The organism is Natrialbaceae archaeon AArc-T1-2 (genome assembly GCF_030273315.1).
In the GTDB taxonomy this organism is placed as follows: Archaea; Halobacteriota; Halobacteria; order Halobacteriales; family Natrialbaceae; genus Tc-Br11-E2g1.
This window is the reverse complement of sequence record NZ_CP127174.1, coordinates 1540179-1563764: the sequence shown is the minus strand read 5'-3', so window position 1 is coordinate 1563764 and position 23586 is coordinate 1540179. Positions and strand designations below refer to the sequence as shown.

The following is a 23586-nucleotide window of genomic DNA, read 5'->3' as shown; positions in this document are numbered from 1 at the left end:
TCACGCGTTCAGCCGCCAGAGTTCGGCGTTGAGCACGGCCGCGAACGTCACCCAGGCGAGGTAGGGGACGAGCAACGCCGCCGCCCGTCGATCCACGCGGGAAAACGCGACGATCGTCGCGACGAGCACCACCCAGAGGGAGACGATGACGACGAGGCCGAAAAACAGCTCCTCGAGCCCGAAAAAGACCGGCGTCCAGGCGACGTTGAACGCCATCTGGACGGCGAACAGTCCGATCGCGAGTCCACGGCCCGTCCGATCGCGCTCCCAGACGAGCCACAGCGCAACTCCCATGAGGGTAAAAAGCAGCGTCCAGACGACCGGGAACGCGATCTCTGGCGGGTAGAATTGGGGCTTCTCGAGGGCACGAAACCAGGCGCTGTCGGGCGAAAAGAGGACGCCGGGGACGCTGCCGACGACGTTTATCGCCACGACGAACGCGACGGCTCGAAGGAGTGCAGTACTGCCGGGCAGTCGAGACAGCACGCGAGCGTCGTCGGACATCTCGGTACCGATCGCACCACCTCGAGCGAGGAAAACGTTGCTGGCGACCCGGGAGTAACAATACCTATACTGTTCGCTCGAAATCACGACAGTAGATGGGCCCCACTGTCCGTCCTGCCCTCCTCGAGTCGGACAATCGGCTGTGGCAGTACCTGCGGCGATGCGTGCAGGTCGACACGCGGACGCTCGCCGTCTTCCGCGTCGTCGTCGGCGTGCTCGTCGTCGCCGACCTGTTGCTCCGGTCGCGTAACTTCGAGTTCTTCTACACCGACGACGGCGTCGTTCCGCGATCGCTCGCGAGAGAGGCCACGCCGGAGTACGCCGTCTCGGTGTATCATCTCACGACCGATCCGACGCTCATCGCGGCGCTTTTCGTCCTCCAGGGGCTGCTCGCCGTCCAGTTGATCGTCGGCTACCGGACCAGGCTCGCGACCGCCCTCACGTTCCTGTTCGTCGTCTCGCTCGATCACCACAACCCGTTCGTGTTGAGCTACGCCGACACGCTGTTTCGGTTGCTGCTGTTCTGGGCACTCTTCCTCCCGCTCGGTGAACGCTGGTCCGTCGACGCCGTTCACAGGGATCGTCCGCCGAGACCGTCCGTCGCGAACGCCGCCTCGGCGTTGATCCTCGGCCAGATGGTCTACATGTACGTCACGAACGGACTGATCAAAGCACAGTCCGAACTCTGGACCGGCGGAGACGCGGCACCGCTCGTGTTCGGCCTCGACGAGATGACGTTCTTCCTCGGCGATTCCCTCCGGGCGTTCCCGACGTTGCTCGAGGCCGGTGGGCTGTTGTGGTTTTACATGCTCGTGTTCGCGTGGCTCCTGATCCTCCTGCGCGGCCGGGCGCGGATGCTGCTGGCCGGGCTGTTCGTCGGTGGCCATCTGGCGTTCGCGCTGACGGTTCGCATCGGGGCGTTCCCGTACGTCGCGCTGGCGGGCGTACTCTTGTTCCTGCAGGCGCAGTTCTGGGACGACCTGGCCACTGTCGCCGACCGGGCCGGCGTCGACCGCACGCGACTCGAGCACCTGGCCGGCCGACTCGAGGCGCTTGCAACGCGGTTCCCGAATCCGCGACTGGGCGACGAAGGGGTGCGACAGCTGCGGGCGCGAACGTACGACCTCGCACTCGCCGCCGTCGTCGTCACCGTCCTGTTCGTGGCCGTCGCGATCGCGGTCAACGTCGCCCCGGTCGCACTCGAAAGCGGCGATGGTGACGACCGCCCGATCGGGGAGCGAGTCGACGGCGAGATCGATGCGACGCTCGCGGAGACGACCGGCGTGAGACAGGTCGAGACGGCCGCCTCGAGTCTGGGGATCGACCAGCCGATCGGGTGGGGCGTCTTCGCCGGCCCTCATCCGCGGACGACGGATCGCTACTACGTCTTCCCGGCGGAGACCGCCTCCGGCGAGCTGATCGACGCCTACAACGAGCGAGCACTGACCTACGAGCGCCCGTACGATCAGTTACAGAACCAACACGGCACGTACCGGGAGCGGTTCTACATGAACAGCGTCCGCCGGGGAAGCATCGACGACGCCGTCCCGGCACGGCTCGCCGAGCACCGCTGTGAGCGCTGGCCGGACGACCACGGCGAGGAACTCGTCGCCGTCAACATGTACGTCGTCGAAGAGGCGGTAACCGCCGAGACGATCGACGACCCGGCGAACCGTGACCGCGAGTATGCATTGATTTACCGACACGGCTGTGGCGACAACCAGCGGACGGTGATCAGGCCACCGACGTAGCGCACGTCCGCCGGGTTCGTTTCACTTTCACCGTGGTACATCAAGGCTTAACCGAGCCGACGTCGAATCGCTGGCAATGGCTGTGCCGGATTCCGAGAACGAGACGCCGACGATCGACCATCCGCTGCTCGAGTCCGGCATCCTCGAGCGACGACTCTACCAGCTCCAGCTCGCGGGAACGGCCGCGACCGACCACACGCTCGTCTGTCTGCCCACCGGGCTCGGCAAGACGACGGTGAGCCTGCTCGTGACGGCGCGGCGACTCGAGGAAGTCGGCGGGAAATCGCTGATGCTCGCCCCCACCAAACCGCTTGTCTCCCAGCACGCCGAGTTCTACCGGGAGGCACTGGCGATTCCCGACGAGGAGATCGTCGTCTTCACGGGCGACGTCAGCCCCGAGGATCGCGCCGAGACGTGGGAGGCAGCGACGATCGTGATGGCTACCCCGCAGGTGATCGAGAACGACCTCGTCGGCTCGCGGATCTCGCTTGCGGACGTGACCCACTGCACCTTCGACGAGTGTCACCGCGCGACCGGCGACTACGCCTACAACTACATCGCCGAACGCTACCACGACGAGGCCGAGAACCCGCTTGTCACCGGCATGTCCGCCTCGCCGGGCGGCGACGAGGAGGCCATCCTCGAAGTCTGTGAGAACCTCGGCATCGGCGAGGTCGAGGTGATGACCGAAGAGGACGCAGACGTCGCGGAGTACACCCACGAGACCGACCTCGAGTGGGAACGCATCGAGTTGCCCGAGGAGGTCATAGAGATCCGGGACGCGCTGAACGAGGTGATCAGAGATCGCCTCGAGAAACTCAAGGAACTCGGCATCGCGGACTCGACCCAGCCCGACCAGTCCCAGAAGGAGCTCAACGCGATGCGCGGCGAGTTACAGCGACTGATCGGCAACGACCAGTCGAAAGGTTACGAGGGGATGTCGATCCACGCGGAGGTGATGAAACTGCGTCAGGCGGTCACCCTGGTCGAGACCCAAAGCGTCGAGGCCCTGCGGCGGTACTTCGAGCGCCAGCGCAACCAGGCCCGCACTTCCGGCGCGTCGAAGGCCAGCCAGCGGATGGTCTCGGATCCTCGCGTCCGCGAGGCGATGCGGAAAGCGGAGTCGTTCGACCAGCTTCACCCCAAGTACCGCAAGACTCGCATGCTGCTCGCCGAGACGCTCGGCCTCGAGGACGGTGAGCGCGTGATCGTCTTCACCGAGTCACGGGATACCGCCGAAGCGCTTTCCGATTTCCTCGCCGAGAGCGTCGACGTCCGGCGGTTCGTCGGCCAAGGCGACCGCGACGGATCGGACGGCATGACCCAGAACGAGCAACAGGAGGTGCTCGAGCAGTTCCGAGCGGGCGAGTTCGAGGTGCTCGTCTCGACGTCGGTCGCCGAGGAGGGACTCGACGTCCCCGAGGTCGACCTCGTGCTCTTTTATGAACCCGTCCCGACCGCGATCCGATCGATCCAGCGCAAGGGCCGAACCGGTCGCCAGTCGGAGGGCCGGGTCGTCGTGTTGATGGCCGAGGACACCCGCGACGAGGCCTACTTCTGGATCTCCCGGCGACGCGAAAAGGAGATGGAGTCGGAGCTGCGCGAGCTGAAGGGGATGGCCGACGACCTCGAGAACGAACTCGACGAGAGCCAGCGCTCACTCGCGGCGTTCGAGAGCGGAGCGAAAGTGAACGACGACGATGGAAAACCCGGAGACGGCAGCGAGGTCTCCAGTGGAACAGAGGGGGTTGCGGGCCAGCCCGGCTTGCAGGCGTTCGCCGACGTCGCCGACGAGGAGTCGACCGAGGGAGACGACGAGCCCGCATCCCTCGAGGACGAGCCGCCGGTCGCAAGCGCCGAGGGCGAGACGATCGAAGTCGTCGCCGACCAGCGCGAGATGGACGCCGACATCGCTCGCGAACTCTCGAGACGCGACGAGTACGAGGTCCGCCTCGAGACGCTCGCGGTCGGCGACTACGTGCTCTCGGACCGGGTCGTCGTCGAGCGCAAGTCCGTCGCCGACTTCGTCGACTCGCTGGTGGGCGGCGATCGCTCGCTGTTCGAGCAGGTCGGCGACATGGCCAGACACTACTCGCGGCCGATCGTCGTCGTCGAAGGCGAGGACATCTACGAACAGCGCGACGTCCACCCGAACGCCGTCCGGGGGGCGCTCTCGAGTCTCGCGGTCGACTTCGGTGCGAGCGTCCTCCGGACCGAAAGCGAGGCCGACACGACCGAACTGCTCGCCGTGATCGCCGGCCGCGAGCAGGACGTTTCGGGACGGGACGTCTCCGTCCACGGCGAGAAAGGGACCAAGACGCTCGGCGAACAACAGGAGTACGTCGTCGCCTCGATCGCCGAGATCGGCCCCGTCACCGCACGGTCGCTACTCACCGAGTTCGGCAGCGTCGAGGCGGTGATGATCGCGAGCGAGGAGGAACTCCAGAACGCCGAGGGTGTCGGCGAGGTGACCGCCGAACGGATCCGCGAGGTCGTCGGCAGCGACTACACCTGCTGATCGAGCGCCGCGAGCGCGTCGGCGGCCTCGCGGGCGGCCTCGAGACACTCCCGTGCGTACCGCGGATTCTCGGTCGCCGCAGCCTCGCCGGCAAAGTGCTCTAGGGCCGTGACCAACGACGATCGGGCGGTCTCGAGATCACTACCGTCGACTCTCGACGGCGGTCGCGTCCTCGCGGGTCGATCCTCGCGGGACGGCCGTCTCGCCGCCTCTCGCCCGTCGTCCGCCCGGGAGGCTGGCGTCCGGGCGGGACGGGTCGCTCGGTCGGTCGCCGGCGTCTCGGACCGGGATCGAGCTGCGGGCTGGTCGCGGTCGCTCGAGTCGGTATCGTCGGCGCTTTCGCGGTCGGCGGTCGCGTCGTCGGTCGCCGTCGTCTCCGCGTCCGCACCCGCCGGGGCTTCGTCCGTGGACGACTCGTCTACCGGTGTCGGCTCCGCCGTGGCCGTTGCGTCCGTCGTCGCCGCGTCGGTACCGCCCTCGTCGGCAGCCGTCGCCTCGACGCCCTCCGGCCCTCCGTGACAGCTCGGACAGAAGGTGGTCCCGTTCTGTTGAAAGAGCGGATCGCCACAGACGTCACAGTGGGCGTTCGTCATCGTCGCGCCCTTGAGCAGGAGGTCGCTCATCCGTTTCGTCGCCTCCCGGTCTTGCCTGTCGCGTTCGTACTTCTCTCGAAGCTTCTCGCGTTCTGCCTCCTTGTCGAAGTCGCTCATACTCGTCTCGAGGTGCTGGCCGATCGAAAAAGCTGCGACCCGTCTCGCTCGCCGGCACGTCACGGAACGTAACCCTTAGGTAGCTCCCGTGGATGCTCGAGAGACGAATGACAGAGCGGGTCGACTCGAGCGACGGCGTCGGTGCCGGGCGATCGGATCTTCGGTCCCGACTCGAACGGTGGCTGGCCGGCGTTCGCTCCCGGCTGGAACGGGAGTGGCGACTCTGGCTCGAGTTCGCGCCGGCGGTGCCGGCAAGCGTTGGCTATCTGCTCGTCGTGTGGTTGCTCGTGCCCGTCACGAGCCTGCAGGTCGGACTCCTCGGCACCGGCGTGTGGCTGCTCGCTGCCCTCGTGTGGATCGTTCTCGGCCGCCGTTCGGAGTCGACGATGGAACGGTTGTGACGACTCATACTGTCGGTCAGACGTACGTGATCCACCCGTGAGAGCGGACGGGCCGACACACGCTGTAACGCCGGTTCTGGCACACGCCAGTTCACAGGTCCATGACCGACAGTATCACCGCCGAACGGCCTCCTCGAGATAGTCAACCGCCTCGTCGGGCGTCTCGACAGCTTCGACCCCGGGAGCGTCGTGCGTTCCGATGCCGGCGACCGGACGATCGTAGACGCCCGCGAGGGCGATCTCCGAGAGCGTCCCGGAGCCCCCAGCCAGGGCGATCACGCCGTCGCCGTTCAGCGGAACCAGCGCGTTCCGGGCGTGGCCCATCCCGGTCGCGATCGGCGTGTCGACGAACTCGTTCGCGCGGTCGCGGTCCTCGACGGGGAGGATACCGATCGTCTCGCCGCCCTCGGCGTTCGCGCCCCGACAGACGGCCTCCATCGTCCCGCCGAGGCCACCACAGATGACGGTGTGGCCGCGTCGACCAAGTTCGCGTCCGACGGACTCCGCGATCGTCGCCTGCTCGTCCTCGATCGTCCTGCCGCCGATGACGCTTATGCGCATGCTCGAGTGCGTGTGACGAACGCGCATGAGCGTGACGAAGCCGGGGTCGTGTCGATGCGTCGGCGGCGCGAGAGGGTTCGACAACCGACGAACTCCGACTCGTCAAACCGTGCCAACGTGGGAGATTCGACGGATTTAACGCGATTCCCGGTGCAGGTTTACGTGGTATGACGAAAGTTAGCGTGGTCGGCGCGGCCGGAACGGTCGGTGCCGCTGCTGGCTACAACATCGCACTGCGAGAGGTGGCGGACGAACTCGTCTTCGTCGACATTCCGGACAAAGAAGACGACACTGTCGGGCAGGCAGCCGACGTGAACCACGGGGTCGCCTACGACTCGAACACGACGATCCGACAGGGGGGCTACGAGGACACCGCCGGCTCGGACGTCGTCGTCGTCACGGCCGGCATTCCGCGCCAGCCCGGCCAGACTCGCATCGACCTCGCGGGCGACAACGCCCCGATCATGGAAGACATCGGCTCCTCGCTCGCCGAGCACAACGACGACTTCATCACGATCACCACCTCGAACCCCGTCGACCTGCTCAACCGTCACCTCTACGAATCGGGCGATCTGGCACGCGAGCAGGTGATCGGCTTCGGCGGCCGACTCGACTCCGCTCGGTTCCGCTACGTCATCTCGGAACGCTACGACGCCCCCGTCCAGAACGTCGAGGCGACGATCCTCGGCGAACACGGCGACGCTCAGGTCCCCGTCTTCTCGAAAGTCCGGGTCAACGGCAAGGACCTCGAGTTCTCCGACGAGGAAAAAGCGGAGCTGCTCTCCGAGCTCCAGACCTCGGCGATGAACGTCATCGAGCGCAAGGGCGCGACGGAGTGGGGCCCCGCCACGGGCGTCGGCCACATGGTCGAGGCCATCCTCCGCGACACGGGCGAAGTGGTGCCGGCGAGTGTCAAACTCGAGGGTGAGTACGGCCACGAGGATACCGCCTTCGGCGTCCCCTGCAAGCTCGGCTCCGACGGCGTCGAGGAAGTCGTCGAGTGGGAGCTGCCCGAGTTCGAACGCAACCAGCTCGGCGAAGCCGCCGAGAAGCTCGCCGAGCAGTACGACGAGATCGCCTAGGGGTCACACCCCGCAGGGAGACGCGCGACAGCGCGTCTCGGACGGCTCATCGGCAGGTGTCAAAACTGCGAGCGAAGCGAGCAGTTACTGGATGTGTCCTTCCCGGCGCAGCTGATCGGCGTCGCTTTTCTCGTACCGCCAGGTGATGTCGGCTTTCTCGTCCTGCCAGTCCCACGGTTCGACCAGCACGACGTCGTCTTCGCGGATCCAGATGCGTTTTTGCATCTTGCCGGGGATGCGTGCCGTGCGTTCTTTGCCGTCGGCACACCGTACTTTGACGCGATTCGCCCCGAGCATGTCCGTGACGGTCGCGAATACCTCGTCTTCCTCTGGCATCCGGAGGTTCGTTCGACCGTCGCCGTCGTCACTCATAGGCCGAAATTGGGTTTCGAGGCGTTTAATCCTTTATCGATTTCGGCCCGCCCGCCGCAATCGATTCCGGTCGCCTCTGTGAATCACGGCGTTTATGCCCGTCGACCGTCCACACCGGTCCATGCTCGACAATCTCGGACCGGTCGGCATCGCCGGCATCGTGGTCATGCTCGCCGGCATCGCCCTCGTCGCACACGCGAGCTTACAGATCGCCGCCGGTATCGCCCTCGTGCTGGCTGGCCTCGGCATCGTCGTCAAGGCGCTGATAAGCGGGATGCTCCGTTCGTTCGGGATGATGGCCTGATCGTGACCGGTCGACCACCGAGACGCGTTCGTGCCAAAGGGCAATACACTTGCCCACCCACCGCCGACGGACAGAGACAGACATGAACACGACCACCCCCGCCACCGACGAGCCGATCGCGTCGGTGGTCGTCGTCGACTACGGCCTCGGGAACCTCCGCAGCGTCACGCGCGGACTCGAGCGCGCCGGTGCCGCGGTGGCGATCACCGACGATCCCGACGCGTTCGCAGACGCCGACGGGGTCGTCCTCCCCGGCGTCGGGGCGTTTCGCGAGGGCGTCGAGAACGCCGCTCCGATCCGCGAGGATCTGCTCGCGGTCGCCGAACGCGACCAGCCGCTGTTTGGCATCTGTCTCGGGATGCAGATGCTGCTCACCGCAAGCGAGGAGGGCGAAACCGACGGCGAGGCCGCCGTCGAAGGGCTCGACCTGGTCCCAGGGACCAACGTCCGCTTCGACGAGGGCCAGAAAGTCCCCCACATGGGCTGGAACGAGCTGTCGGTCGAGCGCGAGCACCCATTGGTCGCGGGAGTCGAGGGGGAGTACGCCTACTTCGTCCACTCCTACTACGCCCGCCCGGACGACGGCGACGCGACCGTCGCGACGACCGACTACGGTCGCGCGTTTCCCTCGGTCGTCGCCAGCGAGGACGGAACCGTCTTCGGCACCCAGTTTCACCCGGAGAAAAGCGGCGAGACGGGGCTGCAGATTCTGCGAAACTTCGTGAACCTCTGTGCACAACGATAATCGTCAGTCAGGAGCGTCGCTCCGTGGCGGTGACGTCTCGAGTTGCAACGCCGACAGCGTTCGGACGAGTGTCTCGCCCCGGTCTGTCAGAACGACGTCTCCGTGGCGCGGGTCGTAGTCGACGACGCCCGCGTCGGCCAGTTTCGGCAGATGGACGTGGACGAGTGATACCCGAACGCGTCGTTTCGTCTCCGTGGGTACTTCCTCGAGCGTCGTCTCCGCCTCGCAGGCGGCGATCCACGCGACCGCCTCGTCGATTCGAACGGCACGCCGGTCCGACAGCAACGACAGGAGACGGCGTCGCCGTCGATCGGAAAGCAACGAGAACGTGACGGCTGGGGTAAGCCCCATCCTGGAGATGGTCTCGGGCTGTAACGCGGCGACGATTGCACTCAGATTGCTCACAGTGAGTGTACAGTATAGCGAACAGGCAACTCCCATGGTAACGGATCGCACGAGAGGGTATTACAATTTTCGGCGTCAGTACACGACGGGTCGGCCATCACAGGAACTCCCGGACGTCCGAGTACCACATGTCGTGGTAGTCGACGTGGCCGATCCGACGGCCGATAGCGACCGCGAGCGCGTGCCAGCAGAGGTCGGTCGGATCGTCGGGGTCGAGGTTGTACTCGCTGTCCTTGCAGGTACAGCCCCGGCCCTCGACGACGTACTCGTCCTCGTAGCCGACGACGACGGTGAAATCGCGGTAGACTTTCACCCGGCCCTCGGCGACGGCCTCGATGGCTTTCGCGCCGCGGTCGCCGTGTAAATCCGTGATCCGACCGACGAGTGCCGGTGTCAGCTCTCCGGCTTCCTCGAGTCGGGCTTCCCACTGCTCGACCGGATTCGCCTCGGACACGTCACCGACTCTGCACCGGACTGTAAAATCGGTTTGGTTGTCTCGTCGCGAGCGAGATCGAAGTCGTAGTCGCGACGTTTCCACCGGCGGCGGACCACGTCGTTTAACGCCGTCGCCACTCGAGTGAGTCGTATGCGCGTGACGGAGGGCGGCCTCGAGTTCGAGGTTCCGGGGGAGTCGACCGACGGCGTCGAGGAGTCGGTGTTCTACAATCCACGACAGGAGTTAAACCGGGATCTGACGATCGCGACCCTGCGAGCCTACCGCGAGCGCGAGCCTCGCGCCGACTCCTATCTCGACGCGATGACGGCAAGCGGCGTCCGGGGGATCCGCGCTGGGGCCGACGGCTGGGAGGTGACCTGCTGTGATCGCGACCGCGAGGCGGTGTCGCTCGCCCGCGAGAACTGCCGGCGAAACGACTGCGACGCCGGCGTCGTCCACGGCGACGCGAACGTCGTCATGCACGAGGACTACTACGACGTGATCGATCTCGATCCCTACGGAACGCCGATGCCGTTTGCCGACGCCGCCGTCGCGAACTGTCGGGACCTGCTCTGTGTCACCGCGACCGATACCGCGCCGCTTTGTGGCGCACACTTCGCAAGCGGCGTCCGGTCGTACTCAGCGGTCCCGCGAAACACCGACTACCACGCCGAGATGGGCGTTCGAATCCTGGTATCTGCGCTGGCTCGCACCGCTGCTCGCCACGACGTCGGCGTCACGCCGTTGCTGACACACGCCTCGAGTCACTACGTCCGGACCTACCTCGAGCTCGAGCAGAAGGCGACGAGCGCCGACGCCACCCTCGAAGAACTCGGCCACCTCTATCACTGCGAGGACTGTCTCTACCGGGAGGCCGATCCTGGATTGATCGCGAACCCGCTCGAGACCTGTCCCAACTGCGGGGGAGAACGGATGCTCACGGCAGGTCCGGTCTGGCTCGGACGCACCTGCGAACCCGAGTTCGTCGCCGACGTCCGCGAGCGGGTTCCCGACGCGTTCGGGACCGCCGAGACGGGTCGTGCGTTGCTCGAGACGCTCGCGGCCGAACTCGCCGTTCCGACCCACTACGACCAGCATCGCCTCTGCAAGGAGTGGGGCGTCTCCGCGAACGCGATGGACGAGTTCCTTTCCGATCTCGAGGCGGCTGGCCACGAGGCGTCGCGGGCACACTACGGCGGGACGACGTTCAAGACCGACGCCGACGTCGCCGAGATTCGTGCGGCGACGAGAGACGGGACGGGTGAGTGATCGATCGGACACAGCCGACGAAAGACGTCGACACGCGCTGACGCCGAGGCGTATCGTGCCATCTATCGACTGCTTGCCAAAGGGTTTCAACCGTCTAACGTATAGCAGACGTCATGGCCACGGATTGGCAGGCGGTCCAACGGAACAGTCGTCTTCGAGCGGGATCCGGTTCACAGCGCGTGAAACCGTGTACCGACCTCTATACCGATCAGCCATGCTGAACCCAGTTCGCGTCGACGCGGCCGTCGACCTCGCGTACGGAGCGTTGATCGTCCTCGCGATCGTGTTGATCGCGACCCTCGAGTTCGGTATCGGGATCGCGTTCGGCCTGGGCGTTTTCTCAGCTTACGTCGTCCACGTCGTCTGGAAGATGGCCCGGTTCGATCCCGACTGGATGACCCAGGCCGTCGAGGAGACCGTCGAAGAGACAGTCGAGAAAACGGTCGGCGAGACGGTAGAGAAGCAAGTCGAAGGAGTGCAGGCGCAGGTCGAAGCCGTCGAGGAACGGGTCGACCGACGGCCTCGAGAGGACGAGGTCGAAGAGATCATCGAGGAGTCGGTCGGAGACGAGTCGGAGTCGTAGCCGACGTTTCATACTGACTGCTGTACGTCCGTACCGGGGAAACCGCGTCCCGTCTTGCGGTTGCCCCGGGACATAGGTACAGCAATCCGTATCAGCGTACGATCGTCACCGGCACCGGCGCCCGCTTGGAGACCGTCTCGGCGACGTTCCCGACGAGAAACTGACGCGTCGCACGGCTCCAGTCCTCGCCGTGACTCCCGAGAACGACCGTGTCGTAGTCGTCGGCGCGGTCGATGACGTTCCGGGCCGGGTGGCCGAACCCGACGATCGTCTCGATCTCTCGGTCTCGCTCGTCTGCGATCTCGTGGGCGCGGTCGAAGATTGGCTCGGCGCGGTCGGCTGCGGCCTCGCTGATGTCGTCCTCGAGCGTGAGACTCACCGCGTCGCCCATCATCATCGACGGGACGCCAACGACGTGGAGGACGGTGACCGCGGCGTCTGGGTGATTGTCGAGTGCGTACTCGAGGGCGCGGCCGGCCGGCTCGGAGTCGTCCATCGGAACGAGGATCGTCGAGAGCATACGCCACGGTACGCCGTCCGGGGACGTAAGTTTCCGTCAAGCGATCCCCGGCAGGAGGAGGAAAAACCCGTACGCCAGGATCGTCGACATCGACGGCCCGATGATCCACATCGAGACGTACTTGATCACCGCCCGGGGGTTGAACAGGTCTTCGCCACGAAGCACTTCTTCGGGCTCTTCCTCGCCGATGGGCGGTGCCTCTTCGCCTTCTTTCTCTTCGGCGACGATGGCGCCGAGTTCGATCTCACGCTCTTCGATCTCCGGCTCGCGGGTGACCGCCTCGCGGACGGTGATTGGACGGGTCGCCCGACCCCACCCGATGCCGACGATCGTCATCACCGTCGCCATCACGAGACTGATCGGGATGCCGGCCCACGAGAGGAGGGTCGTGATCGTGGATGCGGTCACCATGACGAATAGTGCCGCAAGAAGCGGGATGTCGCTCAGTTCGCCGCCGACCGACTCCATCGTCCGGCGAGCGATCGTAAACCCGCCGAGGCCGATCGCGAGCGTGGCGACGACGATCGCGGCGTCGACGTCCAGCCCATCGACGCCGCCGACAAGCGGCGCAGCGGCGTTCGGGACGTTACTCGCGCCAGCGCTGAACGCCATGTAACAGCCGATGACGAGAACGAGCGCCGTGGTGGCGAGTTCCACCCTGGTCGTGTTCGGACCCAGCGTCGGCGTCGGAACCGCGCCGCTACGATCGAAAGCGAGCAACGGCCCGTCGGACGTCTCGATCTGTACCCGCCGGTTGACCCACGGATAGATGTAACGGCCGATGATCCCACCGGCCCAGAATCCGACGATCGGCGTCACGATCCACCAGGAGATGATCCACGCGACCGTCTCGTAGTTGAGCGTGTCGGTCGCGAGTCCCAGCCCGGCGATCGCGCCGACGGTCGTCATCGACGTCGGGACGGGGACGCCGAAGATGTTCGCGACGAGAATCCCCAGTCCGATGAAAAAGAGGACGGCGACACCCGCCGTCAGCGTGAGATCGATCGTGACGATACCCTCGCTAAGGGTGTCCATCACGTTCCGACCGACGGTCCACCCGCCGAGAAAGACGAAAAACGTCATGACCGCCGCCGCCGTCGTCTTCGTTACGATTCCCGCGCCGACGGACGGCCCCCACGTGATCCCCGTCGACGATCCGCCGATGTTGAACCCGACGAAAATCGAGGCGACGATCCCGACCAACAGAACGGTTTCGACCATCGGTGGATAATACAGGTGTGATTGTAAAGTAAGTAGTGTAGCAGACAAACACGTTACCTCGATGTAATGGACGTGGGTCGCCGTTCGCAGTGTCGCGACGCCCACCCGTTCGCATATTTGTCTCTCGGCGTCGACGTAGTTTCCGTGACCGACGACAGAGACAGCCCTCGGACCGTCCGACGCGTAATCCGGCTGGCTCGAGCCGAGCAACTCACCTTCGTGGCCGCGGGCGTCGCGTTCTACGCGTTCGTCTCGTTGATTCCGCTCGCGTTGCTCGGCGTCGCCGTCGCGACGCTCGTCGGCGGCGAGGTACTCGCCGAGCTCGCGACGGAGGCGGTACGTGACGTGCTCACCCCGAGTGCACAGGAGCTGCTCGCGGAGGCGATCACCGAAGAGACCGGCAGGGGTGGTGCGACGGTCGTCGGGTTCGTCGGACTCGTCTGGAGCGGCACGCGGGTGTTACGCGGACTCGATCGTGCGTTCTCTGAAGTGTACGGCAGCGTCGAATCGAAGTCGTTACTCGGGGAGTTTCTCGACGGCGCGATCGTACTCGTCGCGGTCACGTTCGGGCTGCTCGCGCTCGGGACGATCGAAGCTGCCATCGGCGCGGCGACGACGGACGTGCTCGCCGTATTCGGGCCAGTTCTGCTCGTCGTCACGCTGCTCGTCGCCTTCCTTCCGATGTACGTCGTGTTTCCCGACGCGAACGTCAGCCTCCGGGAGGCGTTGCCGGGTGCGGCGCTTGCGGCTCTCGGCTGGACGCTCCTGAGCAGGACCTTCAGCGTCTACACGGCGCTTGCGGGGACGTACGCGCTGTACGGCGCACTCGGGGGCGTCTTTCTCGTCCTCACGTGGCTGTACGTCGGTTCGATGGTGCTCGTCCTCGGGGCAATCCTCAACGCCGTACTCGCCGGCCGCGATCTGGACCGGCAGCTACAAAGTCCCGGCGCGCGACAGGTTCGTCACGAAGCGATGACCGACGACGCCACGGAGGGCGACGACGAGCCGGGTGATCGACGGGCGAGTGCGCGAACGAGCGACCGCGCCGACGATCCCGACGTCCTGCGCGAGGAGATCGAGCGATTGCGGGACGAGCTCGAGGACCTCGAGGAGGACGTCGACCGCCGGACCGTCCGGAAAGAATCGCTCGAGGGGGAACTCAAACGATACGTCCGGCGGCGTATCCGGCAGAGTCACGCCCGTGGCTGGGGACCGTACCTGGTCTTGGGGTACGGTACGGCGATGACAATCGCGGCCTTTTACTTTCTCTCCGGCGGGTGGGCGATCCTCGCGATGTTCGTCGTCTGGACTTCGACGATCGGCGTCTACCTGCTGATGGTACTTTTCGGCGCGGGGCTTTCCGTCCTCGGCGTTCCGGGTCGGCTTCGCGATCGAATCGGCGAGTGGCGTTCCTGATACTGTCGGTCATACATACGTTACCTATCCGTGAGAGAGGACGGGGTGACATGGGCTGTACCGCCGGCGCTGGCACACACCAGTTCACCGGTCCATGACCGACAGTATGATTCTGGCGATATCGTCGGTCGCCGACACTTTCTTTGATGTCGATGTCGTGTCTTCGACCGTCGACCCTCCATCGTCCCCGTCCCCAGCTGCGTCGATCACGCCAGCTATGTGGTTCGAACCAGCTACCGTCGAGGCCGTCAGAGACGCGTTCCCCGAGTGGATGGCGCTGCTCTTTGCCGTCCTCTCGTATCTCGGAAGCGTGTGGTTCGTCGCGCCCGTCGTCGTCCTCGCGTTCTGGTTCGTCGACCGACGTCGGTTCGCACCGTGGCTCGGGATCGTCATGGGCGGGTACGCCCTGATGGTCGGAATCAAAAGCGTCTTCGCAGTTTCCCGACCAGGTGTCGGACCGGCCATCGAACCGGCGGCGCTGCCGACCGTCGCGGGGCTGTTCTACGCACCGCTCGTGGAGGTTCATACGCCGGCGTTTCCGAGCGGTCACGCCCTCGCCGCGGTCGTCGTCTGGGGCATGTTCGCCCTCGAGAGCGACGTCGGTCGGCGTCGCGACCGCCTCGTCGTCGCCGGCCTGATTCCAATCCTCGTGGCGTTCTCGCGGGTGGCCGTCGGCGTCCACTATCCCATCGACGTCGTCGTCGGACTCGGGGTCGGTGTGACGTATCTCGTGGTTGCATTCGCCGTCGTCCGCCGGATCGACGATCGGGCAACGGCCGCGTTCGGCCTCGCCGCGACCGTCGGCGTCGTCGCGCTGGCAGTCAGCGCCGAACCAGACGCGGCCACGCTCCTCGGCGGTGCAGTCGGCGCGCTCGTCGCCTGGCGGCTGGCGACGCCGCCGCGTGATCCCTGGCCACGAACGCCGACGGGTGCCGGGTTGGCCGTCGCCGGGGTCGGATCGCTAGGACTGGTCGCACTCGTGCTCACGGTGACCGACGGCCTCCTCGCCAGGTGGATCGTCGGGTTCGTCGCCGCGGCGACCGTCGTCTCTTTGCCCGCGTTCGTTCCGTCACGAATCACGCGTCGCTCGTCGACAGAGCCCGAACCGGCGAGGTGAGATTGAGATCCGGTTTAGCTCACATAATCGAGTGTAGACGGGACGAAAGACGAGAAACGGACGTCTAGAACGTCTCGAGATACCGGTCGAGTTCCCACTCCGAGACGTCGATCATGTACTCTTCGTACTCCCGTCGTTTCGCCTCGACGAACTTCGGTCCGACGTGCTCGCCGAGTGCGTCGTAGACGACCTCGTCGTCCTCGAGGGCGTCGACCGCTTCGCCGAGGTTCGCCGGCAGCGTGTCGATGCCGTACTCCTCGCGTTTCCGTTCGTCGAACTCGTAGATGTTCTCCCGAACCGGTTCGGGAGCCTCGAGGTCGCGTTCGATGCCGTCGAGGCCGGCCTGGAGGATGACCGCCAGCGCGAGGTAGGGGTTACACGAGGGGTCGGGCGAGCGAAGTTCGACCCGGGAGGCTGCGGGCACCCGGGCGGCGGGCTTGCGGATCAGTGCCGAGCGGTTACGGTCGGACCAGGCGACGTAGACGGGTGCTTCGTAGCCCGGAACCAGCCGTTTGTAGCTGTTGACCGTCGGGTTACAGATCGCCGTGATCGCCGGCGCGTGCTCTAAGACGCCCGCGAGGAAGGCATGAGCCGTCTCCGAGAGGTCGAACTCGTCGTCCTCGTCGTGGAAGGCGTTCTCGCCGTCATCGTCGAACAGCGAAACGTGCGTGTGCATACCCGAGCCGTTGATGCGGGCGATCGGTTTCGGCATGAACGTCGCGTGGAGGTCGTGTTCGGCGGCGATCGCCCGGACGACGGTCCGGAAGGTCGCGACGTTGTCCGCCGTCGTGAGAACGTCGTCGTACTCGAAGTTGATCTCGTGTTGGCCCTCGGCGACTTCGTGGTGGCTGGCCTCGACTTCGAAGCCCATCGACTCGAGACCGTAGATGATGTCACGGCGAACGTCACTGGCGAGATCTTTCGGCGCGAGATCGAAGTAGCCGCCGGCGTCGTTGGTCTCGGTCGTCGCCCGGCCATCCTCGTCTTCTTCGAACAGGAAGAATTCGGGTTCGGGGGCGGCGTTGACGGTGTACCCCATCTCCCGGGCTCGCTCGAGCGCCTGCGTGAGAATGTACCGGGGATCGCCCACGAACGGTTCGCCCGAGGTCGTGTTGTAGACGTCACAGATCATCCGGGCGGCGGCGCTTTCCTCGTCCTGTCGCCAGGGGAGGATCGCGAACGTCTCCGGGTCGGGAACGAGACGCATGTCCGATTCCTGAATCCGGACGAAGCCTTCGATCGAGGAGCCGTCGAAGTAGATCCCCTCGGTAAACGCCTTCTCGGCCTGGCGGGCGGGGACCGAGACGTTCTTTACCGTCCCCAGAATGTCGGTAAACTGCAGGCGAAGGAAGTCGACGTCGTTCGCGTCGATCTCGTCTAGGACCTCTCGTTCCGTCGTGGTGAGATTGCCAGTTGTCATTCTCTAGTCGTCGTATCCAACTATCCCTGTGACTAAAACCCTACTGATCCGAGCAAATCTCCGCTCCACACTCCGAAACTGCATATTCGTAAAGTTCTAAAGGGAGGAATGAGTTGTTGCACGTGATGACGTACGAAAATCTCGATTCGAAGTTGGTGAATGCACTCCTGGGCGACGGTCGGGCGAGTCTGCGGAGCCTGGCCGAAGAGCTCGACGTCTCCGTGACGACGGTCTCGAATCACCTCTCGGACCTCGAAGAAGAGGGCGTGATCGAGGGATACACGCCGCGAGTCAACTACGACGCGTTGGGATACGACGTCACCGCGATCATCCAGCTCAAAGTCGAGGGACACGCCTTGCCCGAGATCACCGACAGTCTCCGCGAACACCGCCAGATGACGAGCGTCTACGAGGTCACCGGCGACTACGACGTCATCGCCATCGGCAAGTTCGCGGACACCGACGGGATGAACAAGCAGATCAAGGAGCTGCTAACCGATCCCGACATCAAAGAATCGAACACGAGCGTCGTCCTGAATCCCGTCTCCGAGAACGAGCAGTTCGAACTCGAGATCGAACAGGACTGATCGTTCGTCGCGTCCGCCGGAAGGCGGCGCTATCCTGTCGGATACGTCGAACGGATAGTCAATGATACTGGCGACGAACACCGTTCACACACCGATCGCACTCGAGACGGCACACAGGACGCGACAGCCGTCGAAACGCGATCGGGTGGACACTGGGCCGGTCGACGCTCCGTCGGGTGAGACGGTTACGACGCCGTCGTCACATCATGCCGCCCATGCCGCCCATGCCGCCGCCCATGCCGCCGGCACCGGGGGCACCCCCTTCCTCGTCGTCGCCTTTGTCCGTCGAGAGGTCGCCGGCGGAGATGATGTCGTCGATCTTGAGCACGAGGTTCGCGGCCTCGCTGGCGGAGGTGACGGCCTGTTCTTTGGCGTGGGCCGGTTCGACGATGCCAGCCTCGAACGTGTCCTCGACGTCGCTCGAGAAGACGTTCAGGCCGGCTTCGACGTCGCCGTCCTCGTGGGCCGCACGGAGGTCGACGAGCGTGTCGATCGAATCGAGGCCGGCGTTCTCGGCGAGCACGCGCGGGACGAGCTCGAGCGAGTCGGCGAAGGCCTCGACGGCGAGCTGTTCGCGACCCGAAACGCTGTCGGCGTAGTCACGCAGGCGCGAGGCGAGTTCGACCTCGATCGCACCGCCACCTGCGAGGACGCGGCCGTCGGAGACGGTCTGGGCGACGACGTCGAGCGCGTCGTTGACGCCACGCTCGAGTTCGTCGACGACGTGCTCGGTCGAACCACGCAGCAGGAGGGTAACGCCGTGGGCGTCCTCGCCTTCGACGTAGAACAGCTCGTCCTCGTCGTCGCGAGTGATGTCGCCCTGGCCGAGGTCGTCTTCGGTCGCACTCTCTAAGTCGGAGGCGACGTTCGCGTCGACGACCTCCTGAAGGAACTCGAGGTCGGACTTCTTGGCGCGACGCACCGCGAGAATGCCTTCCTTCGCGAGGTAGTGCTGGGCGAGGTCGTCGATGCCTTTCTGACAGAAGACGACGTCGGCACCGAGGTCGGCGATGTGATCGACCTTCTCGCGGAGTTGTTCTTCCTCGCGGTCGAGGAACTGCTGGAGCTGGTCGGGATCCGTAACGGAGACTTCGGTGTCGACGTCGGTCTCTTCGACCTCGATCGGGTCGTTCAACAGCAGGATGTCGGCGTCCTCGGCCTCGGCGGGCATGTTGTCGTGGACGGGATCTTTGTCCACGATACCGCCCTCGAGCAGGTCGGACTCGCCGACGCCACGGCCCTCCTGGCTCTCGATGTTGAGGAACTCGAGGTCGACGACGTTCTCGCCTTCGTCGTTCTCGACGGTGACGCTTGCGACGGCGTCGACGATGAGACGAGAGAGGTGTTCTTTGTTGACCTCCGCACCCTTGCCGGTCATCGACGTCTCAGCGACCGAACGCAGGAGATCCTCGTCCTCCGTGTCAACTTCCGTGGCGATGTCGTCGGTCTCCTCGCGGGCCTGCTCGGCGGCCATGTGGAAGCCCTTGATGATCGCGGTGGGGTGGATGTCCTGCTCTAAGAGGTCCTCGGCGTTTTTGAGCAGTTCACCCGCGATCGCGACGGCCGTCGTGGTCCCGTCGCCGGCCTCGTCCTCCTGGGTCTCGGCGACCTCGACGATCATCTCGGCCGTCGGGTTGTCGATGTCCATCTCCTTTAAGATGGTGACGCCGTCGTTGGTGATGGTGACCGACCCCATCGAGTCGACGAGCATCTTGTCCATCCCCTTCGGGCCGAGTGTGGACCGGACGGCCTCGGCGACCGCACGGGCTGCGCTGATGTTGTAGTCCTGCGCGTCCTCGTCTTTGACGCGCTGGGAGTCCTCGCTCATTACGATCATCGGCTGACCCTGCTGCATTCGCTGGCTCATAGTCACCCGGAGCTATGATTGTCCTTCTACATAAAAGTACCGGTATCTGTGATTCGTCTCCTGATGTGGCAAGCGAGGTCGGGGCGGAAAACCGCCGGAATACGGCCGGTTACATCGGCTCTCCCGAATCGGCTGACCGGCGCACTCGCTCGAGGACGTTTCGAGAAGACGCCACATTTAAGTTAGTTCGCGTTGCCGGGTCACGAATCGACCAGTTCGGGCAGCGACGGCTCGTCGGTCGACCGTTCACGAGGACGGGGTTTCGACACGTGGACTACTCGTTATCTGCCACATACCATCGGCGAACCCGCAGGTAGCGAGTCCGTTACGATAACCGACCGGAGTCGATACTCGCGTATGGACCACCGGTACGAACTGGTCGTCTGCTCGGACGGCACCCTCGAGCTCCGCGATCGAGACGAACCCGACTGCTGGATCGCGACCGATTCGCCGGCCGAACTCGAACGGTAGCCGACCGCTATTCGTCGCCCCAGTCGGCCGTCCGCTTGGGCCGGTCGGTCACCGCCGCCACCTCGAGGTCGTCTGCAGCCGTGGCACTTTCGAGTGCCTCGAGGTAGGCCTCGGCGCTTGCCACCGTCGAGAGGTAGGGGATCTCCTCCTCGACGGCCATCTCTAAGGCCTCGCGGTCGCGGCTGACGATGAAGTCGACCTTGCCCTCGCGGATGGCTGCCGGGACGTCGTCGAACTCGGCGACCTCGAAAAAGTCCTCGAAGCCGTCGACCTCGAGGTCGACCACGGCAGTGCCCTCGCTGACGTCGTTGTGGGCGGCCTGCTGGGACTTCCAGTAGGCCATGCCGACGTCGCTTGCCGTCCCCATGACCTCGCCCGTCGATTTCATCTCGGGACCGAGGCGTGGGTCCGAACCCGGCAGGCGGTCGAACGGCAGGACGACCTCCTTGAACGACGTATGTTCGGGGATCTGCTCGTCGACGTCGAGACTCGCTACGGTCTCGCCGGCCATCACCTTCGCGGCGAGTTTGGCGATCGGCACGCCCGTGGCCTTCGAGACGAACGGCACCGTCCGGGAGGACCGGGGGTTGGCCTCGAGGACGTACACCTCGCCGTCTTTCACGGCGAGCTGGACGTTCAGCAGGCCACGCGTTTTCAGCGCCACCGCGATGTCCTCGGTGACCTCGCGTACGCGGGCCATCGTCTCCTCGTCGAGCGAGCGTGGCGGGATCATACAGGCGGAGTCGCCCGAGTGGACGCCCGCGCTCTCGACGTGTTCCATGACGCCGCCGATCAGCACCGACCGGCCGTCGGCGACGGCGTCGACGTCGAGTTCGACCGCGTCCTCGAGGAAGTCGTCCACGAGGATCGGCTTGTCCGGGCTCACCCGCACCGCCTCCTCGATGTAGGTCTCGAGTTCGTCGTCGTCGTAGACGACGTCCATCGCACGGCCGCCGAGGACGTAGCTCGGGCGGACGAGCACGGGGTAGCCGATCTCGTGGGCGAGCTCTAGGGCCTCCTCTTTCGAGACGGCCGTGCCGCCGTCGGGCTGGGAAATCCCGAGTTCGTCCATCAGGGCGTTGAACCGGTCGCGGTCCTCGGCCAGGTCCATCGCCTCGACGCTCGTGCCCATGACCTCACACTCGAGGTCGCGGCGGTCGATCTCGTCTTGTAGCGGTTCGGCGATGTTGACCGAGGTCTGGCCGCCGAACTGGACCATCACGCCGTCGGCGTCGGTCGCCTCGGCGACGTCTGCGACCTCCTCGGCCGTGATCGGCTCGAAGAAGAGTCCGTCGGAGGTGTCGTAGTCCGTCGAGACCGTCTCCGGGTTGTTGTTGATGACGTGGGCGTCAATACCCTGTTCGCGCAGCGCCTGGACGGCGTGGACCGAACAGTAGTCGAACTCCACGCCCTGCCCGATCCGGATCGGGCCACCGCCGACGACGATGACGCTCTCGACCTCGGGGTCGACCTCGAGTTCGCCCGCGGCGGCCTGGCCCTCGAGGGGGCCGGCCTCGAACTCGTTCTTGCGGGCGGAGTAGTAGTACGGTGTCTCGGCCTCGAACTCGCCGGCGCAGGTATCGACCTGCTTGTAGGTGCGACCGGGCACCTCCTGTTCGACGGCGTCGACGTCGGTCTCGCCGCCAGCGGCCGCAGCGATCGCGGCGTTGGTGTGGCCGGCGATCGCGGCGTCGGTGAAGTCACCCTCCTGGGCGGCACGCGTCGAGTCGGCGATGCGCTTGAAGCGTTCGGTGTACCACTCGAAGATGCCGGTGAGTTCGACGACCTCGTCGACGCTGTAGCCCCGCTCGAAGGCCTCGAACATCGCGTACGGGCGGTCCGGCGAGGGACGCTCGAGGTAGCGCTCCTCGAGTTCCTCGTCGTTTACGTCCGCCCAGTCGACGCTTGGCTCGTACTCCGAGGAGCGAAGCGCCTTCAGCAGGGATTCCTCGAAGGTCCGCCCGATGGCCATCGCCTCGCCGGTCGACTTCATCGCCGTCGTCAGCTCGAAGTCGACGTCGTCGAACTTGTCCTTGGGCCAGCGCGGGACTTTGGTAACCACGTAGTCGATCGCGGGTTCGAACGCCGCCGTCGTCTCGCCGGTGATCTCGTTTTCGATCTCGTGGAGCCGTTTGCCCAGGGCGACCTTCGCGGTGACGCGGGCGATCGGGTAGCCGGTCGCCTTCGAGGCGAGTGCAGACGAGCGCGAGACGCGGGGGTTGACCTCGACGACGCGGTACTCGCCGCCGGGGGTGCCGTCGTCGTGCCAGGCGAACTGGATGTTACAGCCACCCTGGATGCCGAGTTCGCGGATGACGTCGAGGGCGGCAGTTCGCATCTCCTGGTGGCCCTTGTCGGGGACGATCTGGGAGGGCGTGACGACCGTCGACTCCCCCGTATGAATGCCCATCGGGTCGATGTTCTCCATGTTACAGATGATGATACAGGAGTCGTCGGCGTCGCGCATCACCTCGTACTCGTACTCGACCCAGCCGGAGATCGACTCCGTAATGAGCACTTCGCTGTTGCGCGAGAGGCGCAGCCCCTTCCGGACACGTTCGACGAGTTTGTCGAACTCGTGGACGACGCCGGAGCCGGAACCGCCCAGCGTGTACGTCGTGCGGGCGATAACCGGCAGGCCGCCGACCTCGTCGACGGCGTCCTGAACCCGGTCCTCGATGTCGTCCTCGGTCAGTTCCGAGACCTCCTCACCCTCGTCGAGTGCGATCGTCGTCGAGGCGGGAACCGGCTGGCCGATCTTCTCCATCCGCTGGCGGAACAGATCACGATCCTCGGTCGCGTAGATCGTGTCCAGCGGCGTCCCCATGATCTCGACGTCGTGCTCCTCTAAGACGCCCTCCTCTGCGAGTTCGGCCGTGACGTTCAGCCCGGTCTGGCCGCCCAGCCCGGCGATGACGCCGTCGGGGTTCTCTTCCCGGATGATCTCGGCGATCGCCTCGGTGGTGATCGGCTCGATGTACACCTCGTCGGCCATCTCCGGGTCGGTCATAATCGTCGCCGGATTCGAGTTGACCAACACGACCTCTGCACCCTCCTCCTGGAGTGCCCGACAGGCCTGTGCACCCGAATAGTCGAACTCGGCAGCCTGACCGATCTGTATCGGTCCGCTGCCGATCAGTAGAATCGTGCGTCCGTCCCCTGTGCCGTCTCCGGCACTGTCGTGATCCGTACTCATCGGTCCTTGTCCGTTCGAAGTTCGCACATCGTAATAAGCCCCACGAAACGATACGATTCTCGAAGGAGTTTTTCGAAATTCGTATTGGGTTGCGTTGGCACACCGCCGACAGTCGCGTCTGACGCGACTC

22 protein-coding genes are annotated in these 23586 nt (G+C 65.2%); 11 read left to right on the top strand and 11 right to left on the bottom strand.

Going from position 1 to position 23586, the window contains the following annotated elements; genetic code table 11:
* Window positions 1-504: a TspO/MBR family protein gene (locus tag QQ977_RS08040; RefSeq protein ID WP_285925153.1), complete on the bottom strand. Its 504-nt coding sequence runs from the start codon at window positions 502-504 to the stop codon at window positions 1-3.
* 95 nt (window positions 505-599) lie between these two features.
* On the opposite strand from QQ977_RS08040, the gene QQ977_RS08035 reads away from it, so the two are divergent.
* A complete protein-coding gene (locus tag QQ977_RS08035; RefSeq protein WP_285925152.1) occupies window positions 600-2255 on the top strand; it encodes an HTTM domain-containing protein in 1656 nt (551 codons plus the stop codon).
* A gap of 76 nt (window positions 2256-2331) precedes the next feature.
* Window positions 2332-4773: a DEAD/DEAH box helicase gene (locus QQ977_RS08030; RefSeq protein WP_285925151.1), complete on the top strand. Its 2442-nt coding sequence runs from the start codon at window positions 2332-2334 to the stop codon at window positions 4771-4773.
* Here QQ977_RS08030 and QQ977_RS08025 read toward each other — a convergent pair.
* Window positions 4761-5483, bottom strand: a complete 723-nt coding sequence (locus QQ977_RS08025) for an Sjogren's syndrome/scleroderma autoantigen 1 family protein (protein WP_285925150.1) — start codon at window positions 5481-5483, stop codon at window positions 4761-4763. The two genes, QQ977_RS08030 and QQ977_RS08025, sit on opposite strands and share 13 nt — an antisense overlap.
* Before the next feature lie 107 nt (window positions 5484-5590).
* Between QQ977_RS08025 and QQ977_RS08020 the strand changes: the two genes are divergently transcribed.
* Window positions 5591-5884 (top strand): hypothetical protein, encoded by a 294-nt coding sequence (locus QQ977_RS08020; protein WP_285925149.1) that lies wholly within the window; start codon window positions 5591-5593, stop codon window positions 5882-5884.
* Between the two features lie 114 nt (window positions 5885-5998).
* Here QQ977_RS08020 and QQ977_RS08015 read toward each other — a convergent pair whose 3' ends face one another.
* Window positions 5999-6445 (bottom strand): TIGR00725 family protein, encoded by a 447-nt coding sequence (locus QQ977_RS08015; RefSeq protein ID WP_285925148.1) that lies wholly within the window; start codon window positions 6443-6445, stop codon window positions 5999-6001.
* A 167-nt stretch (window positions 6446-6612) separates the two neighbouring features.
* On the opposite strand from QQ977_RS08015, the gene mdh reads away from it, so the two are divergent.
* The gene (gene mdh, locus QQ977_RS08010; protein WP_285925147.1) at window positions 6613-7527 is read left to right on the top strand and encodes a malate dehydrogenase; all 915 of its coding nucleotides are present in this window, start codon (window positions 6613-6615) and stop codon (window positions 7525-7527) included.
* A gap of 84 nt (window positions 7528-7611) precedes the next feature.
* Here mdh and eif1A read toward each other — a convergent pair whose 3' ends face one another.
* Window positions 7612-7899 carry a translation initiation factor eIF-1A gene (gene eif1A, locus QQ977_RS08005; RefSeq protein ID WP_285925146.1) on the bottom strand — a complete coding sequence of 96 codons (288 nt, stop codon included), beginning with the start codon at window positions 7897-7899 and terminating at the stop codon, window positions 7612-7614.
* A 121-nt stretch (window positions 7900-8020) separates the two neighbouring features.
* On the opposite strand from eif1A, the gene QQ977_RS08000 reads away from it, so the two are divergent.
* Window positions 8021-8203, top strand: coding sequence for a DUF7470 family protein (locus QQ977_RS08000; RefSeq protein WP_285925144.1), 183 nt, complete (start codon window positions 8021-8023; stop codon window positions 8201-8203).
* An 82-nt stretch (window positions 8204-8285) separates the two neighbouring features.
* Complete coding sequence (gene hisH / locus QQ977_RS07995) at window positions 8286-8948, top strand: imidazole glycerol phosphate synthase subunit HisH (protein ID WP_285925143.1); 663 nt, start codon at window positions 8286-8288, stop codon at window positions 8946-8948.
* Window positions 8949-8951: 3 nt separating this feature from the next.
* Here the strand turns inward: hisH and QQ977_RS07990 are convergent, their stop codons facing one another.
* The gene (locus tag QQ977_RS07990) at window positions 8952-9389 is read right to left on the bottom strand and encodes a DUF7344 domain-containing protein (protein ID WP_285925141.1); all 438 of its coding nucleotides are present in this window, start codon (window positions 9387-9389) and stop codon (window positions 8952-8954) included.
* A gap of 61 nt (window positions 9390-9450) precedes the next feature.
* Complete coding sequence (locus tag QQ977_RS07985; RefSeq protein ID WP_285925139.1) at window positions 9451-9807, bottom strand: hypothetical protein; 357 nt, start codon at window positions 9805-9807, stop codon at window positions 9451-9453.
* Between the two features lie 132 nt (window positions 9808-9939).
* Between QQ977_RS07985 and QQ977_RS07980 the strand changes: the two genes are divergently transcribed.
* A complete protein-coding gene (locus tag QQ977_RS07980; protein WP_285925138.1) occupies window positions 9940-11058 on the top strand; it encodes a tRNA (guanine(26)-N(2))-dimethyltransferase in 1119 nt (372 codons plus the stop codon).
* Window positions 11059-11272: 214 nt separating this feature from the next.
* The gene (locus QQ977_RS07975) at window positions 11273-11641 is read left to right on the top strand and encodes a hypothetical protein (RefSeq protein WP_285925136.1); all 369 of its coding nucleotides are present in this window, start codon (window positions 11273-11275) and stop codon (window positions 11639-11641) included.
* A 91-nt stretch (window positions 11642-11732) separates the two neighbouring features.
* Here the strand turns inward: QQ977_RS07975 and QQ977_RS07970 are convergent, their stop codons facing one another.
* Both QQ977_RS07970 and QQ977_RS07965 read right to left on the bottom strand, forming a co-directional pair.
* The gene (locus QQ977_RS07970; protein ID WP_285925135.1) at window positions 11733-12161 is read right to left on the bottom strand and encodes a universal stress protein; all 429 of its coding nucleotides are present in this window, start codon (window positions 12159-12161) and stop codon (window positions 11733-11735) included.
* Between the two features lie 36 nt (window positions 12162-12197).
* Window positions 12198-13382 carry an inorganic phosphate transporter gene (locus QQ977_RS07965; protein WP_285925133.1) on the bottom strand — a complete coding sequence of 395 codons (1185 nt, stop codon included), beginning with the start codon at window positions 13380-13382 and terminating at the stop codon, window positions 12198-12200.
* A gap of 144 nt (window positions 13383-13526) precedes the next feature.
* Here QQ977_RS07965 and QQ977_RS07960 point away from each other — a divergent pair, with 144 nt between their 5' ends.
* Together QQ977_RS07960 and QQ977_RS07955 are read left to right on the top strand one after the other, a co-directional pair.
* Complete coding sequence (locus tag QQ977_RS07960; RefSeq protein WP_285925131.1) at window positions 13527-14798, top strand: YihY/virulence factor BrkB family protein; 1272 nt, start codon at window positions 13527-13529, stop codon at window positions 14796-14798.
* Window positions 14799-15015: 217 nt separating this feature from the next.
* Window positions 15016-15915, top strand: a complete 900-nt coding sequence (locus QQ977_RS07955; RefSeq protein WP_285925129.1) for a phosphatase PAP2 family protein — start codon at window positions 15016-15018, stop codon at window positions 15913-15915.
* A gap of 64 nt (window positions 15916-15979) precedes the next feature.
* On the opposite strand, the gene glnA is transcribed toward QQ977_RS07955, so the two are convergent.
* A complete protein-coding gene (gene glnA / locus QQ977_RS07950; RefSeq protein WP_285925128.1) occupies window positions 15980-17335 on the bottom strand; it encodes a type I glutamate--ammonia ligase in 1356 nt (451 codons plus the stop codon).
* A gap of 125 nt (window positions 17336-17460) precedes the next feature.
* Between glnA and lrp the strand changes: the two genes are divergently transcribed.
* Complete coding sequence (gene lrp / locus QQ977_RS07945) at window positions 17461-17922, top strand: HTH-type transcriptional regulator Lrp (protein WP_285925127.1); 462 nt, start codon at window positions 17461-17463, stop codon at window positions 17920-17922.
* Between the two features lie 199 nt (window positions 17923-18121).
* On the opposite strand, the gene thsB is transcribed toward lrp, so the two are convergent.
* Window positions 18122-19789: a thermosome subunit beta gene (gene thsB / locus QQ977_RS07940; protein ID WP_285925126.1), complete on the bottom strand. Its 1668-nt coding sequence runs from the start codon at window positions 19787-19789 to the stop codon at window positions 18122-18124.
* A gap of 478 nt (window positions 19790-20267) precedes the next feature.
* Window positions 20268-23456, bottom strand: a complete 3189-nt coding sequence (gene carB / locus QQ977_RS07935; protein ID WP_285928681.1) for a carbamoyl-phosphate synthase large subunit — start codon at window positions 23454-23456, stop codon at window positions 20268-20270.
* Between the last annotated feature and the right edge of the window lie 130 nt (window positions 23457-23586).